The 15,322-nt window shown below is 66.5% G+C and carries 16 protein-coding genes; 11 read left to right on the forward strand and 5 right to left on the reverse strand.

Annotated elements, in window-relative coordinates; genetic code table 11:
• Positions 1 to 69 precede the first annotated feature (69 nt).
• From PKKP23_RS24015 to PKKP23_RS24040, 6 genes are all read left to right on the forward strand, one after another.
• Complete coding sequence (locus PKKP23_RS24015; RefSeq protein WP_126878713.1) at positions 70 to 693, forward strand: RNA polymerase sigma factor; 624 nt, start codon at positions 70 to 72, stop codon at positions 691 to 693.
• A 71-nt stretch (positions 694 to 764) separates the two neighbouring features.
• Complete coding sequence (locus PKKP23_RS24020) at positions 765 to 995, forward strand: RebB family R body protein (RefSeq protein WP_017775300.1); 231 nt, start codon at positions 765 to 767, stop codon at positions 993 to 995.
• Positions 996 to 1,370: 375 nt separating this feature from the next.
• Positions 1,371 to 1,856 (forward strand): hypothetical protein, encoded by a 486-nt coding sequence (locus PKKP23_RS24025; protein WP_199542271.1) that lies wholly within the window; start codon positions 1,371 to 1,373, stop codon positions 1,854 to 1,856.
• Between the two features lie 69 nt (positions 1,857 to 1,925).
• A complete protein-coding gene (locus PKKP23_RS24030) occupies positions 1,926 to 2,681 on the forward strand; it encodes a hypothetical protein (RefSeq protein ID WP_126878714.1) in 756 nt (251 codons plus the stop codon).
• 79 nt (positions 2,682 to 2,760) lie between these two features.
• On the forward strand, positions 2,761 to 3,087 hold the full coding sequence (locus PKKP23_RS24035; RefSeq protein ID WP_042303906.1) for a RebB family R body protein: 327 nt from the start codon (positions 2,761 to 2,763) through the stop codon (positions 3,085 to 3,087).
• Between the two features lie 74 nt (positions 3,088 to 3,161).
• Entirely contained in the window at positions 3,162 to 3,500 is a 339-nt protein-coding gene (locus PKKP23_RS24040; RefSeq protein ID WP_042303905.1) for a RebB family R body protein, read from the forward strand.
• Between the two features lie 130 nt (positions 3,501 to 3,630).
• On the opposite strand, the gene PKKP23_RS24045 is transcribed toward PKKP23_RS24040, so the two are convergent.
• The gene (locus PKKP23_RS24045; protein WP_240659120.1) at positions 3,631 to 4,371 is read right to left on the reverse strand and encodes a Crp/Fnr family transcriptional regulator; all 741 of its coding nucleotides are present in this window, start codon (positions 4,369 to 4,371) and stop codon (positions 3,631 to 3,633) included.
• A 194-nt stretch (positions 4,372 to 4,565) separates the two neighbouring features.
• Here PKKP23_RS24045 and PKKP23_RS24050 point away from each other — a divergent pair, with 194 nt between their 5' ends.
• From PKKP23_RS24050 to PKKP23_RS24065, 4 genes are all read left to right on the forward strand, one after another.
• Positions 4,566 to 5,609 carry a glycosyltransferase family 9 protein gene (locus PKKP23_RS24050; protein WP_126878715.1) on the forward strand — a complete coding sequence of 348 codons (1,044 nt, stop codon included), beginning with the start codon at positions 4,566 to 4,568 and terminating at the stop codon, positions 5,607 to 5,609.
• A gap of 144 nt (positions 5,610 to 5,753) precedes the next feature.
• Positions 5,754 to 7,802 (forward strand): elongation factor G, encoded by a 2,049-nt coding sequence (gene fusA, locus PKKP23_RS24055; RefSeq protein ID WP_017775292.1) that lies wholly within the window; start codon positions 5,754 to 5,756, stop codon positions 7,800 to 7,802.
• 242 nt (positions 7,803 to 8,044) lie between these two features.
• Complete coding sequence (locus PKKP23_RS24060; protein WP_126878716.1) at positions 8,045 to 8,311, forward strand: DUF4148 domain-containing protein; 267 nt, start codon at positions 8,045 to 8,047, stop codon at positions 8,309 to 8,311.
• A gap of 329 nt (positions 8,312 to 8,640) precedes the next feature.
• Positions 8,641 to 9,513 carry a phage tail tip lysozyme gene (locus tag PKKP23_RS24065; RefSeq protein WP_126878717.1) on the forward strand — a complete coding sequence of 291 codons (873 nt, stop codon included), beginning with the start codon at positions 8,641 to 8,643 and terminating at the stop codon, positions 9,511 to 9,513.
• Between the two features lie 172 nt (positions 9,514 to 9,685).
• Here the strand turns inward: PKKP23_RS24065 and PKKP23_RS24070 are convergent, their stop codons facing one another.
• The 3 genes from PKKP23_RS24070 to PKKP23_RS24080 all read right to left on the reverse strand — a co-directional run bounded on the left by PKKP23_RS24070 (position 9,686) and on the right by PKKP23_RS24080 (position 13,078).
• Positions 9,686 to 11,305: a glycosyltransferase family 2 protein gene (locus PKKP23_RS24070; RefSeq protein ID WP_240659121.1), complete on the reverse strand. Its 1,620-nt coding sequence runs from the start codon at positions 11,303 to 11,305 to the stop codon at positions 9,686 to 9,688.
• Positions 11,302 to 11,904 (reverse strand): cytochrome b, encoded by a 603-nt coding sequence (locus tag PKKP23_RS24075; RefSeq protein ID WP_017775288.1) that lies wholly within the window; start codon positions 11,902 to 11,904, stop codon positions 11,302 to 11,304. Before PKKP23_RS24075 ends, PKKP23_RS24070 begins: the two co-directional genes overlap by 4 nt.
• 277 nt (positions 11,905 to 12,181) lie before the next feature.
• The gene (locus tag PKKP23_RS24080; protein ID WP_126878718.1) at positions 12,182 to 13,078 is read right to left on the reverse strand and encodes a DMT family transporter; all 897 of its coding nucleotides are present in this window, start codon (positions 13,076 to 13,078) and stop codon (positions 12,182 to 12,184) included.
• A 294-nt stretch (positions 13,079 to 13,372) separates the two neighbouring features.
• On the opposite strand from PKKP23_RS24080, the gene PKKP23_RS24085 reads away from it, so the two are divergent.
• Entirely contained in the window at positions 13,373 to 14,251 is an 879-nt protein-coding gene (locus PKKP23_RS24085) for a helix-turn-helix domain-containing protein (RefSeq protein WP_126878754.1), read from the forward strand.
• A gap of 94 nt (positions 14,252 to 14,345) precedes the next feature.
• Here PKKP23_RS24085 and bla read toward each other — a convergent pair whose 3' ends face one another.
• A complete protein-coding gene (gene bla, locus PKKP23_RS24090) occupies positions 14,346 to 15,284 on the reverse strand; it encodes a class A beta-lactamase (protein ID WP_126878719.1) in 939 nt (312 codons plus the stop codon).
• Positions 15,285 to 15,322: the final 38 nt, after the last annotated feature.

A 15,322-nucleotide genomic window follows, 5' to 3' on the forward strand; every position in this document is an offset into this window, starting at 1 on the left:
TCACCCAGGTAACAGCTACGCACTCTGCGCATCGCCAATCTCACGTGCACCCCATCACGCGAGATAGCGATGAGACCCGAGACCAACGTGTTACCCACGGGCACGTTTCGCCCGCGCGCCGATGCGTCATGCACGGCGAATGCCGCATTCGAACGCGCGTGGCGTTCCGTTCGCGGCCACCTCGAACAACGCGCGCGCAACCTTGCCAAGGGCGATCGCGTCGCCGCAGACGATCTTGTCGCGAACACCGCGCTCAAGGCCCTGCTCTACATGCGGCGCATGCCAGATCGCATCCGCAACCCCGAAGGGTTTCTCTTCACCGTGCTCAATCACGTGTTCCTCGACAGCGTGCGCCACGCGAGCCGCGAGGGCCGCGTGCTGTACTACTGCGACGAGTCCGATGCCGACTACCTGGGCGCAGCCGCGGCCACCACCATTTCACCCGCGCACATCGTGGAGCTTGGCGAAGGACTGGCGCTGATCGCCGAGGCCATCGAACGGCTCACGCCCGCGCAGCGCCAGCTCTTCTCGCTCAAGTTCGAACACGAGCTTTCCTACGCCGCGATTGCCGAAGAGCTGCACATCAACGAAGCGCTCGCGCGCAAACGTGTCGAGCTATTGCGTCGCAAGCTGCGCGCCGCCGTGGAAAAGCATCACACGCAGCCACACCCGCATTCACGAATACGCGGCTGAGACGTTCTTACTGCCGTTACCCGAGCCGCGCCTCGCGATCCAACGGACCCACGACCTCAAGGAGAAACTCCATGGCGGATTCCACCGCAGTCAATGCCCAGATCACCGACGCCGTCACGCAAACCAACGTCAAGGTCGTTGCCGAGGCGCCGGCGCAGGCCATCGCATCGCTCTACCAGGTTGCGAGCCACTCCGCGGGTTTGTCGCTGCAGAACGCGGTGCAGAGCCAGCAGTCGCTGAACCAGATATCGACCGCCGTGGTGTCGAAAGCCGTGGCGCTGATCATGGCCATCGGCGAATAGCGCAGCCGATGCGCATAACGCGAGCGGTCGAGGTCAACACTGGAGCACTCCGTCATGGCTATCTGGGATCTGTTTACGAAGGGGGCGCGGCCGGCGGCTGCGACGCAGGGCGCAAGCGCGGCGCCGGGGGCCGATGCGGGCAAAGGCGCTGCTACGGGTACGGGCACGACGCAGGACGCGCCGCCTGCCCAGCAGGCACAAGACGCTGCGCCTACGCCTACGCCTACGCCTACGCCGACACCGACACCGACACCGACACCGACACCAACACCAACACCAACACCAACACCAACACCAACACCAACACCAACACCAACGCCGACCCCGACACCAACGCCAACGCCGACCCCAACACCAACACCAACGCCGATACCCATGCCCCAACAACCCACTCCGCTGTCGCGCATGAACACGCTGCTCGCCGCGCAGATGCAAGCCGCCACGCCGCCCACGGATGCGCTCAACAGCCAGATCGTGCAGGCGGTCCAGCTCACGAACGCGGAGACCGCGAGCTACGCGGCGTCGCAGATCGCGACTGCGCCGGACATGATGATCAGCCAGGCATCGGGGCTCGTTGCACAGTCGGCGGCGAACTACTTCGACGGCGTGAGCAAGCTCGCGCTCGCAAGCCAGGCCGTGCTGCTCAAGAAGATGACCGAAGACATCGCCAAAGAGAACCTGACCGGCGCCGCCGAAGACGCACTGGGTGCACTGGCCACCGATCTGTTGATGGGCGCCGCGGCCGCCGTCGCCGCAGCGGCCGGCGCGATCGAGGCCGATGCCGCGAGCTTCGCCATCGACAAGATCGATCAGAGCATCGCGAAGTACAGCCAGACACTCGCGAACCGCAAGGCAAGCTGAATCGCACCACGCCCGCTCACACCGATTCAGGCCGATTCAGCCCATTCACGAAGAACTCAAGGACACCCCATGAGCGATATCGAATCGCAGGTCTCCTCCTCGTTGCGCCGTCTCGCGGAGACCTGGCTCAAACGCAGCCTGACGCCGGCCGAGGCGCGCGAACTGGAGAACTTCCAGCAGTCGTGGGCAAGCGGCGACGCTCCTGCCGCGATGCCTGCCACCACTCAGGTACAAGGCAACACGACGTCGAGCGACCCCGCCGACCACGCACGCGCGCAGGCCGCGCAGGCACTGGCTGAGGGACGTCAGCGCTCGGAGAACGTCATCCGCGACATCCTGCAGAAACTGCAGAGCACGGCGGCGCAGGCGTTGCAGGCCCACGAGCACGAAGAGGCCGCCATCCTCAAGATCGTCGAGAGCGCACGCTCGCTGAACGACCTGCGGCCTTCCGCGCTGAGCCTTCCAGGCAGCGGCGTGCCGCCCGCCGCGCAACTCGTGCTGCCGCAGATCGCAGACCGTCTCGCGAATCTCGTGAAGAGCGAGGTGGAACGCTGCTTCCAGCAGAACTTCGGCCCCTTGCAGCGCGAGCTTGCGAATGCGCTCACGCAGCTGCACGACGCGAACAAAACGCCCGCGGACACGCAGCCGGACAGCGCGCAGCAAGCCTCGACGCAACAGGCCTCTACGCAACAAGCCTCACCGCAGCAAGGCCAGGCGACACAACAAACCTCAACGCCACAAAGCACCGCCACGAGCAACACGGCAGGCAACGCCGCGCCCAACCCCAACACCGCCGCACAGCCCGCCCCGCCGCCCGCGGCCTGAGAGCTTCACAGAGTCCCATGGTGGACGTTCATGCAACCAGCGCGGCACGTGCCGTGCACCAACCTCAAGGAGTCTCAACATGGCCTTTCCCACTTCCGTGAACGACCAGGTCACCGATGCCGTCACGCAGTCCAACGTCAAGGTGGTCGGCGAAGCGCCCGCCATGGCGATGGGTTCCATCTATCAAACGATGGCCCACTCCACCGGCATCCTGTTCGAGAACGCCGTGTCCGCGCAGCAGCAGCAGAACACGCTCACGCAGGCCGCCACCAACCAGGGCGTGATGCAGATCTACACGCTCGACACGACCGCGGCCGCGGGCGCCACCGAAAAGGTCGCGCAGACGGGCGTCTCGGACAACCTCACGAGCCTGCTCACGGTGCTCAACGCGTTCCGTCAGCGCTAAGGCGCGCCGCCGTCACGCGTGATACGCAGGGCATCATCCTCAACGCATGAAACGCATGATTCAGGAGCACAGCAATGGCCTTTCCCACTTCCGTCAATAACCAGATCACCGACGCCGTCACGCAGTCGAACGTGAAAGTCGTCGCCGAGGCCCCGGCCATGGCGATGGGTTCGATCTACCAGACGATGGCCCACTCCACCGGCATCCTGTTCGAGAACTCGGTGTCGTCGCAGCAGCAGCAGAACACGCTGTCGCAGGCCGCGGCCAACCAGGGCGTGATGCAGGTCTACACGCTCGACACGACGGCTGCCGCCGGCGCCACCGAAAAGGTCGCGCAGACGGGCGTCGCCGACAACCTCACGAGCCTCCTCACGATCCTCAACGCACTGAACCCTTCGGGCAGCGCGATCTGAGCGGTCCGCCCTCGCGAGTGGCGTTCACCGGCGACACTCGTCACAGTCGTGACAGTCGTGAAACTCGCAGGCAGCACGCCGAAGCGGCACACCGCTTCGGCGCTTTCGTTTCAAGGGCGCGCGTTGAGCATCAGCCGCCGGCCACGTTGGCCATGTAGCGCAACTGATCGACATCGACGATGAGCAGCTTGTCCTGCGTCCACGTCACAAGACCGTTGCGGCGCCACGTCTGCAATTGCGCATTGAGCTTGGGGCGGCTCGCGTTCACCATCGCGGCGAGGCTGCTCTGGCTGGGCGGCAGCGGCACGACCACGCCGCCGAATTCGGCGCGCCCGCACCGGTCCACCACGGAAACCAGATAGCGCGCAAGCCGCGACTCGAGCCGATACAGGCAGACGGATTCCACGAACGCCGCCGCTTCGCGCAGCTTCAGGCGCAGCAGCATGAGTAGACGCTGCAGAAAAAGCGGCTCCTTCGTGAGTTCGGGAAAGTGGCGTCGGCCGAGAATGAAAATGCGCGTGTGCCCGCACGCGAACGCCGCGGATTCGCGCACGCCGGATTCGACGAGCGCGGTCTCGCCCACCACATCGCCCGGTTCGGTGCTGTTGATGATGAGCTCGCGTCCGTCGGGCCCGTACATGACCGAATACACGCGGCCCGACACCACGAACGCGACGAAGTCGTCCGGGTCGTGCTTGAGAAACAGCGCTTCCCCGTCGTTCAGGCGGCGCTCCACCACGTGGGTCGCGGCATGCCGCACCAATGCCTGAGGCATGTCGCGAAACAGCACCGACTGCTGGAGAATCGCGCCGCGGTCTTCGCATGCGCCCGCCCCGGCCTCCCATGATGAACCCCGTCCCCTTGTTCCCACTTTGGCCCCCGGCACAGTTTTCTATGGAACACGTTTGAACGTTCGATTTGGCGTTCCGTGAAGCATTCATCATAGGAGTCGCGCGGCTCGCACATCTCCCTGCATTGCGCGCACGACTGCGTGTCTGAACGCAGTCGTGTACGATCCGCATCGATCGACAGATCGACAAACGGGCCCGCCAGAGGACAAGGACAATGACGACGTTGCGCCCCGACGAAGCGCTTACGCATCCCGGCTCACTGCTGAGCGCAGACGCGCAGATCGTCGCGCCGTACGACTTCGAAGTGACCGGCCGCGACATCGAGAGCGCCCGCGCGCTCGGCGTACAAGACGGCATCGTCAGCGCGCTCGCCGAACCGCTGCGCATCGACTACACCGAAGCGCATGCGGCGCACATCATCAATGGCATGGGCGTGACGCTGGGCGACTCCATCATCGGGCTCACGGCGATTCAGGCTATCGCGCATGCACATCCTCACGTGCGCTTCACCGTGTACCGGCCCGCCGAAGCGCCGCGCTATGTCGAAGCACTTTACGCACTCGCGCAAGGCGTGATCGCCGACTTTCGCCCCTTGCCCTGGCCGCTCGCCGCGCTGCCCGCAGACGGCCCGCGCATCGACGTGGGCAATCATCTGTTCTGGCCCGCGTTCATGAAGCTGCCGATGATCGACTTCTTTCTCGAAGCGCTCGGCGTGGATGCGGCCACGGTCCCGGCCGCACACAAAGCCAACCGCTGGCTGCAACGGCTGCGTCTGCCCGCATTGCCCGCGGCCTGGCAAACCGCTCCGTACGTGATGTTCTGCCCCACCGCGAGCACGCCGGTGCGCAGCATTCCGGCCTCGGCGCATACACGGCTCGTCGATGCGCTCGCGCGCCGATTCGATCTGCCTGTGCTCGGCTTCGGCGCGGTGGATCATCCTCGCTACATCGACGTGAGCGCACTGTCGCCGGATACCGCGCACTTTCTCGCCTGGGTCGCCAAGGCGCGCCATCTCGTCACGTCGGACACGGCGGCCGTGCACATCGCCGCCGGCTTCGACGTGCCCACCACTGCGTTCTTCACCACCGTCGCGCCGGAACTGCGCGTGCGCGACTACCCGCACTGCCGCGCCATCGCGCTCGACGTTTCGCCATTGCGCGACATCCAGGCGAGCAGCCGCGAAGCCGACCTCGCGCTCGTCGAAGCGGCCTTGCGCGCGTTGCCGATAGACGACTCGCTCTTCGCCGGCAACGCATAGCGGGAGCGGCGCCACGCCGTTATTGCGTTGCAGCGTAAGCGGCCGCGCTCACGCGTTCTGCCGGCCACGCTCGAATACCCAACTAGCCGTGCCCGCTTTTTTCGCCAATAATGGCCGCACCTCCATCTCCGGACGAGGGCGGCCATGCACTACAGCCCCGAAGCCATCCGCACCATTGCTCTGGTGGGACACGCAGGATGCGGAAAGACATCGCTGGCGGAAGCACTCCTGTTTCAGGGCGGCGCAGTGCATACGCCGGGCAGCGTGGAGCGCGGCACCGCCTTGTGCGACTTCGATCCGCTCGAACGCAAGTACCACCACTCCCTCTCCTCCGCCGTCACCCACTTCCACTACCACGACACCCGCATCTATCTGCTCGACACGCCGGGCTATCCCGATTTCGCCGGCCTTTCGATCAGCGCCTTGCCCGCCGTGGAGACCGCGGCCATCGTCATCAACGCGCGCACCGGCATCGAGATGACCACGCGGCGCATGATGGCGTACGCCGAGCAACGCAAGCTGTGCCGCATGATCGTCGTGAACGGCATCGACGGCGAAAAGGTGGACCTGCCGCGTCTCTTCGCCGAGATTCAGGAAGCGTTCGGCAAGACCTGTCTGCCCATCAATCTGCCGGCGCAGCAGGGGCGCGACGTGGTGGACTGCTTCTTCAATCCGTCGGGCGAAGCGGACTTTCTTTCGGTGGGAGCGGCGCACGACGCGCTCATCGATCAGGTGATCGAACTCGACCCGGAACTGATGGAGCTTTATCTGGAGCAAGGCGAGGCCATTCGCCCCGAGCAGTTGCACGCACCGTTCGAGCGCGCGCTGCGCGAAGGGCATCTCGTGCCCGTGTGCTTCACGTCGGCGGCCACGGGCGCGGGCATCGGCGCGCTGCTCGACATCTTCGTGCGGCTCCTGCCGAATCCCACCGAAGGCAATCCGCCGCTCTTCTATCGCGAAACAGAAGGGCATGTCGAAGTCGTGCATGCGCAACCCGTGGCGGACAAGCACGTGCTCGCGCATGTCTTCAAGATCGTGATGGACCCGTACATCGGCAAGATGGCGGTGTTTCGCATCCATCAGGGCACCGTGACGCGCGACAGCCAGCTTTATATCGGCGAGGGACGTCAGCCGTTCAAGGTGGCGCACCTGCTGATGCTGCAGGGCAAGGACCACGCCGACATCCAGCGCGCCGGCCCCGGCGACATCTGCGCCGTGGCGAAGGTGGACGAGATCGGCTTCGACGCCGTGCTGCACGACGCGCCCGAGGACGGCAACATCCACCTCACGCCGCTCGATTTCCCCACGCCCATCTACGGCCTCGCTATCGAGCCCGCGCGGCGCGGCAACGAGCAGCGCTTGTGGGAAATCCTGCAAAAGCTGGCCGCCGAAGACCCGTGCCTCGTGATCGATCACCCTGTGGGCACCAACGAGACCGTGGTGCGCGGCCTCGGCGAATTGCATCTGCGCTACATGCTGGAACGCCTCACGGAGCAGTACAAGCTCGAAGTCGTGACGCGCCCGCCCAGGATTGCATGGCGCGAAACGATTGGCGGCAAGGCCGAGGGCCATTGCCGCCACAAGAAACAAACCGGCGGCGCGGGGCAATTCGGCGAAGTCATGTTGCGCGTGGAGCCGCTGCCGCGCGGCGCGGGCTTCGAATTCGTGGACGCCGTGAAGGGCGGCGCCATTCCGGGGCAGTTCATTCCCGCCGTGGAGAAAGGCATTCTTCAGGTGATCGAGAACGGCCCGCTCGCGGGCTTTCCGATGCAGGACGTGCGCGTGACCGTCTACGACGGCAAGAGCCATCCCGTCGATTCGAAGGAAGTAGCCTTCGCCACGGCGGGCCGCAAGGCCTTCATCGAGGCCGTGCTGAAGGCGCAGCCCATCGTGCTCGAACCGATCGTGGATATCGAAGTGATGGCGCCCGAAGCCGCAATGGGCGACGTGATAGGCGACCTCTCCGCGCGCCGCGGCCAGGTGCACGGCACGCGCACCCTGGGCGGCAACGCGATCGTGGTGGCGGGCAAGGTGCCGCTCGCGGAACTCAACGACTACCAGTCGCGGCTCAATGCGATGGCGGGCGGCGACGGCAATTACAGCATCCAGTTCAGTCATTACGACCCGGTGCCGCCGGGCCAGCAGGAGCGGCTCGCCGCGCAGCACCGCAGTGAGGCGAACAACGGCGAGTGATGAGCGCCGCAACTGATCGCTGCCCGCCCCGACTAAATAAATCTTCCTGAGCGGGAATAACCCGCGTCCACGCACGGTTCGCCCTGCACGTGCCGCTTTCGTGCATGTGCCGCGGCCTCCATCGCGGTCATTTCATCCGCACAAAGCCGCACGCGAACCCGTGCATATCGCGTTCCAGCTACGACGGACGCATCGCATCGAGACGACCGACTCCGGTCCCATTTCGGCGAATGGAGCACATCATGAAGCTTTCACTCCTGATTACAGCAGCCGCGCTCGCACTCGGCACCGCTCAGGCCTACGCACAGACCGACGCCACCAGCACGGCGACGGCGCAAGGCGACAACGCAGCCATGACAAACGACGCCGTGGGCGGCCAGCTGCCCGGCATGAGCGCGAGCGGCGCGCCTCACGCGAAGACACGCGCCGAGGTCTATCAGGACTTCCTGCGCGCGAAGCAGGACGGCACGCTCGACCGCATCAACGCGCTGTACGGCGGCGGCGATTGATCTCCGGCGCCGCATCATCCGAAACAACCCCACCTCACCTCCTGGAGCGCCGCCGGCCGCTGACGGCGGCGCGTCCTTCCCTTGTCTTGCCGCTTCAGGTGTCCCTCGCGGGATTCCCCTCGCCGGGTCCCTCCCGGCACGCCTGCGTTCGCTTCGCGACACGCCGCTTCGCGCCCTTACCGGCGCTGCCATGACACATGAATAAAGTGTCCTGAAGCAACCAGGCGGTGCGCCCTCGCCTGCGCGCGGCCCTGTCGTTCCCGCCGTACGTGTCGTTCGTGCTTTCGTTTGTCCGGCTTTCCGTTCTTTCTCACGACCCGGTCACTACCATGAGCAACACCATCACCAATCAGTACCTCCGCACGCAGACGCCCGTGGACGACGCGCAGGCCGGCAACACGCCGTCTGCGTCGGACATCGAGTTGCGCATCATGCAGGACATCGAACAGCTGCTCGCCGACCTCAGCGTCGCCACGGCGAACGGCGACTTCGACACCAGCAGCGGCAACACGGGCAGCGGCGGAGGCGGCGGCTTCGGTTCAGGCACCTCGAACTTCCAGGCGCCGGCGTTCAATCTCGGCTCCGCAACCGGCACGACCGGCGGTACCACGACACCCGCCACGACCGGCACCACGAACGCCCCCGTCACCGGCAACAGCGGCGCGCCGAACGGTCAATCGGGTTCGCCGCAGCAAACGGGCTCGGTCATTGCGCTCAGCACCGCGCCGCAAACCACGGCGCTCACGCCCGAACAGAGCAAGCAGACCGCGGACGCCTACGTCTCGAACCTCCAGCACGATTTCGGTCTGACGCGCGACCAGGCCGCCGGCATCGTGGCGAACCTCTGGCACGAGAGCGGCGGCATGAATTCAGGCATCAATCAGGGCGGCGCGATCGGCGCGCCCAGTTCCAACATGGCCGACGACAACGGCAACGGCTACGGCATTGCCCAGTGGGGCGGCTCGCGCAAGCAGGGGCTCATCGACTACGCGCACGCGCACGGGCTCGACCCGTCGAGCCAGGCGGCCAATTACGGTTATCTGAAGCAGGAACTCGAGACCTCGGAATCGGGCGCCATTTCCGCGGTGAAGAGCACGAACAGCGCTCAGGCGGCCACCGTCGCGTTCTGCGACGTGTTCGAAAAGCCGAGCGACCCGGAGATGGCTTCGCGCCTCGACCACCTTTCGGAGATTCTCGCGTAAGCGGCCCTTTGCGTTTGCGGCGGCTACCTCGTCCGGCGGCTGGGCTCATCAGCTCGTAGAAAGGGGGCGTAGAAGGGGGAGTAAAAGCGGACGTAAAAGCGGACGTAAAAGCGCTGCGACCGCTGAGCAGCGCAACGCTTCAGCCCTTCTTCTTCAGCGCTTCTTCAGCCCTTCACCGACGCGCCTCGTCGACGAGTCCCGTTCGTTCCTGCACGCCCCAGCTCTTGCGCGCCGTCAGCAGGTGCAGCCAGCCGAGCGCCGCGCCCGTGTGCCGCAGCAACTGGAAGCTGAACGGCTCGGCCAGCGCCGCGAGAACCGCGAGCGCGAAATGCGAGCCGCGGCGCTCGCCGGTCCAGCGTCGGTACAGATGCACGGACCACAGGTGAAACGCGAGGTCCACCCCGATCTTCGCGACGATCACCGCCGACACCGAAAGCGCAATGCCGATGCGCCCCGTGAACAGGAACGTCAGCAGCAGCACGAACGCCGTGAGTCCGTAGATGGGCTGCAACGTGTCGATGGCCTTCACCGGCATCATCAGCAGACCCAGCGCGCCGTAGCGTCGATTGCCCGCCATGTCGCGGTTCCAGTACTGCGTCTGCAGGAAGCCTGCGAACCAGCGGCGGCGCTGGCGCAGGAACGCGGCGAGCGTGCCGGGCGCGTCGGTGTGCGCGTGCGCGGTGCCGATCACGCGTACGCGCCACGTCTTGCCGTGCTCCACGGCGTAGCGGCGCAGCCGGTGGATCAGTTCGTAGTCTTCCACGAGGCATTGCGTGTCGAAGCCGCCCACCGTGACGAGCGCGTCGCGACGAAAGCACGCGAACGCGCCGGAGACCAGCAGCAGGCTGTCCGCCCGCATCCACGCAAAGCGCGAAATGAAGTTGCGGATGTACTCGTAGGTCTGAAACCACTGGAAAAAGCGGCCCGTCAGCGTACGCGCGCACATCGGCGTGATGATGCCCGTGGCCGCGACCAGTTCGGGTTCGCGCGCAAACGCGTCGCGCATCGCGGCGCACGCCGTGCCGGCAAGACGCGTGTCGGCGTCTACGGTGAGCACCGTGTCCGTCTCCATCAGCGCAATTGCCGCGTTCAGTGCGTGCGCCTTGCCCGCATGCGGCAGACGCAGCCAGCGCAGCGTGGGAAACAGCACGCTCGGCGCGCTGATCTGCCCTTCGAGCGGCGGCACGAGACCGTAGCGGCCGGCGAGCAGCGCGGCGGTGCCGTCCGTGGAGCCGTCGTCGGCAATCACGATCTGCGCGGGCGGCGCGTCCTGTTCGAGCAGCGCCTTGAGCGTGACGGGCAGCACCGACGCCTCGTTCCAGGCTGCCACGATCACACCGAGCGTGGGCTGCACGGCTTGCGCTGCGGCGTCCGGTGCGTGCGAGGGCTGCGACTTCATCAGCGGCAGCGTCTTGAAGGCGACGAACGCGAGCAGCAGCGTGTCGTACACGACATAGGCAATGCCCACGGACCACGCCACCACGTTGTGCAGGAAGAACGCGCGGGCGAACAGCACGATCCATACAGCAAGCACGCCGCCGTGGATCAGCACGCTCACGAGCGGCGTGCCGCGCGGCGTGATGCGCGACGAGGCCTGGGCGAAGGCGTCGCCGAGCGTATGGGTCGCGGCAGCCGCCGATCGAGTCACGGAAGACGCGCAGCGCGGCGGGCGAGCGTGCGTGTCCGCCGCCTGGCTCACCGGATTGCCCTGGTCGTTGCGCCTGGGATTGCACTTGACGTCGCGCTCGCCATTACGCCTTTCGAGCGCTGCAAAATCGGGCACGGAACTCATGGCCACATCCGCCGCAAAACGGAATGTCGATCGATCAGCTCGTGCTTGAGCGCGCCGCCCACGTGCAACGCCAGCACCAGATAGAGCGCGTAGCCGAACCACGTATGCACGGCGCCAAGCACGTCGTGCATGTGCTCCTTGAACTGCGGCTCGAGATGCATGATGAAGCCCACGCGTGGCCACGGCACGAGATGGAAGAGCGTCATCGGGTGCGTGCCCGCGTCCTTCCAGGCCGAGTCGTGAAACCAGCCCGAGAGCGGCAGGCCCAGCATGATCGCGTAGAGCAACCCATGCGCCACGTGCGCCGCGAAACGCTCGGCCCGGGGAAACGCGAGCGGTAGCGGCGGCGGCCGGTGCGATGCGCGCCACAGAATGCGCATGAGCACGAGGCCCAGCACCGTGATGCCGATGGACTTGTGCGTGTCGATGACGGGGCGCACCCAGTCGTCGGGCAAGGCATCCACCGTCCAGGCAAGCACCACGTTGCAGAGGATGCCGGCGGCAATGGCCCAATGAAGCAGGATGGCGACGCGGCTGTAGCGCGCAGCCGGCCCGGGGCGCGCGCGTTCGGCCTGGGCTCGTAGGGTGTTGGTGTTCATCGTGGCTCTGCTGGAAGCTCGAAGGGTGCGTACCAAAGTGCGTACCAGGGTGCATAACGGCCGCGCGGATGAAAGCCCGCCGCCGGACACCGCGCAAGAGACGCGCGGCACTGCCAGCGATAACGCCTGGCCCACGTACTTTATTCCCTCGCGCGTCAGTCCAGCAGTTGCTTCCGGCCCTCAAAAGACGCCAACACGCTCAACACGAACCCCTCGCAGGCTATGCCGAATGCCACGCGCCCCGGCGCCAACCGGCCGCGCTCACCCCACTCTCAGCCTACGAACTCGCGCGCCGCACGAAGACGCGGCGCGTGACGTCGAACGCTACGAGGTTGCCTGCCACCACGAGCAGCAGGCCCACCACAGCGAGAGGCGACCACTGGTAGCCCTCGAACACCGTGGACACTGCAAGCGCGACCAGCGGGAACAGCACCGTGCAGTAGGCCGCGCGTTCCGGTCCAATGCGTCCCACGAGCGTCAGATACGCGGTGAAACCGATCACCGACCCCGGCACGGCGAGATAGGCGAGCGCGCCCAGATAGCGCGGCGTGAGCTCCACGGTGAACGGCAGGCCGGCGAGCGCGCTGCCCAGCGTGAGCACCGCCGCGCCGATCAGCATGGCCCAACCGTTGGTGACGAGCGGATTGAGACCGATCGATTGCATCCGGCTGGAGAGCAGGTTGCCCGCCGAAAAGCACATCGTGCCGAGGAACGCGATGGCAAGGCCTTGCCACGTGCCATGATCGCCGACGTGCCCCGCCATCTGTTGCAGGAACAGGCAGGCAATGCCGGCGAGGCCGAGCACCGCGCCGGCAATGGCCGACGGCTGGAGCGGCCGGCCCATGAACAGCCGGCCGTTGATCGAATTGAGCAGCGGCGCGGTGGAGAACACCACGGCCACGAGCCCGCTCGGCACCGCCTGCTCGGCGTAGTAGAAGCACAGGAAGTTGATGCAGAAGAGCGCAAGGCCCTGGGCGACAAGAAAGCGCCACGCGCCGCGCGGCGGCTTCATGGGCCGCCTGAGCAGGCGCAGCAGCAGAAACATCGCGGCGGCCGCGAGCCAGAAACGCCACGCAATGGAAACCGGCGGCGGCACGGCGCCGAGCTGCCATTTGATGGCAATCCACGTGGTGCCCCAGATCAGCACGGTGACGGCGTAAAGAAAGAGATTCATGGCGCAATGAACGGTGGTGGGTAGCGAGCCTGGGCGTCGGTTGTAGTGTTCGCCCCGCCGCGCGGCTCGACGCACGTCGGGCCGCGGGCGAAATCTGCCCAGGAACGCCCACTATGCCGCCCTGCGCGGGCAGTCCGTTGTCCAGAATTGCGGTCTTTTCTGGGCTGGCCGGTAGCTCCCCGGCAAGGGGCCCGCGCCGGGCCTTATACTGGCGCGACCATGCGCGATCCCACCCTTGCCCCCGCGAACGACAGCACGCCCGACATCCTCGCCCGCCTGCGCGAGGCCGGCGAGATGCCGTTCGGGCTGCATTCGGTGTGCCGCACATTGAGTGAAACGGACGCGAAGCTCGAACGCTTCGCGTGGCTCGGCGACCAGCTCGCCATCGCCGAATGGTCGCGCTTCACCGACGAAGTCGAAACCGCCTACGACCATCCCGGCCATCACACGCTGTCGTGCTACCTGGACGGCGGCTATCGCACCGAGCGCCGCAAGCTGCCGGGCCGCTACGGCGCGCCGAGCCGCCTGTGCGCGCTGCCGGGCGATCACGAGTCGTCGTGGTGGGTGCGCGGCGAAATGCACTTCCTGCACCTCTACTTCCTGCCCGAGCATTTCACGCGCCGCGCGGTGCAGGAACTGGACCGTGAGCCACGCGAACTCACGCTCGCCGACCGCACCTATTTCGAGGACGAACGCATCGCGGCGCTGTGCCGGATGCTGATCGACGAACACTGGGACGACGCCGACGGCAGGCTGCGCGTCAACGAAACCGCGCACGAAGTGCTGAGCCTGCTGCTGCGCGGGCAGAGCGCCACGCGCGCCGGCCTCGCGCTGAAAGGCGGCCTCGCGCCGGCTGTGCGCCGGCGCCTGTGCGACTACATCGACGCGCATCTCACGCAGCCCGTCACGCTGGGCGACCTGGCGCGCGAGGCCGCGCTCTCCGAATACCATTTCGCGCGGATGTTCCGCATCTCGTTCGGCGCAGCGCCGCATGCGTGGATTGCGGGCCGGCGCATCGAGCGGGCGCGCGCACTGCTGCGCAACACGGCGCTGCCGCTAGCCGAGGTGGCCGCGCAATGCGGCTACGCGAACGCAGCGCACTTCAGCCACCGCTTTCGCGAAGCGCTCGGCGTAGCGCCGAATGCGTTCCGGCGCATCACGCAGGCGGCTTGAACACCGCCTGCTGCGGGCTGCCTGCGGCCTGTCGCCTGAAGCGGCCGCCCGAAACAAAAGCTGACACCGAAACCGAAGCGCGCCCGCAAGCGCCCTATCCCAACGCCCCTGCCACGATGCGCGCCGCTGCCGCGATCACGTCGTCGCGCGCCTTCGCCTTCGGCTCGCGCTGGGTGAAGTAGACGGCGAGCATGATCGGCGCACGCCCGGGCGGCCAGAGAATGGCCAGATCGTTGGCGGTGCCGTAGTCGCCGGTGCCCGTCTTGTCGCCCACTTGCCAATCTGCCGGAACACCCGCGCGAATGCGATGCGCGCCCGTCGTGTTGCCGCGCAGCCACGTCACGAGCTGATCGCGCTGTGCGGACGGCAGCGCCTGCCCCACCGTAAGCGTCTGCAGCGTTCGCGCCATCGCGGCCGGCGTGGACGTGTCGCGCAGGTCGCCGGGGATAGCCGTGTTGAGTTCGGTCTCCCAGCGATCGAGCCGGAAGGCGGCGTTGCCCGTGGCGTGCGCGTAGGCCGTCACGGCCTGCGGACCGCCCAGCACCTTCATGAGCTGGTTCGCCGCCGTGTTGTCGCTGTACTGAATGGCGGCCTGACATAGTTCCGCTACTGTCATGCCGTCTTCCACATGCTTCGAAGAAACCGGCGAGTAGTGCGCGAGATCGTGCTTCGTGTAGCGGATGCGCCGTCGCATCAGATCCGGCACGTCGAGGCTTCGCGCGAGAATCGCCGCGGCCAGAACCACCTTGAAGGTGCTGCAAAAGGGAAAGCGCTCGTCGGCGCGATAGCGGATTTCGCGCGGCTTGCAGCCTGCCTCGCTGCCCACCTCGCCGCCCGCGCAGGTCGGGATGGCGCATACGCCCAGACGCCCGCCCGACGTGCGTTCCAGCGCAGCGAGCGCGTCTCGCACCGAAGCGTCCTGCGAAAGCGTGGACGGAGTCTGCGCTCGCGTTTCCAAAGTGAACGCAAACGGCAGCATGCCGGCGGCAAGCAACAGGGTACGGCGCGAAGGGCGATGTGGGCGATGGGTCATGATGGGTCGTCTCTTGTCGTGATGGTCGGGCAAGGGGG

The organism is Paraburkholderia kururiensis JCM 10599 = LMG 19447, from assembly GCF_003986935.1.
Classification (GTDB): domain Bacteria; phylum Pseudomonadota; class Gammaproteobacteria; order Burkholderiales; family Burkholderiaceae; genus Paraburkholderia; species Paraburkholderia kururiensis.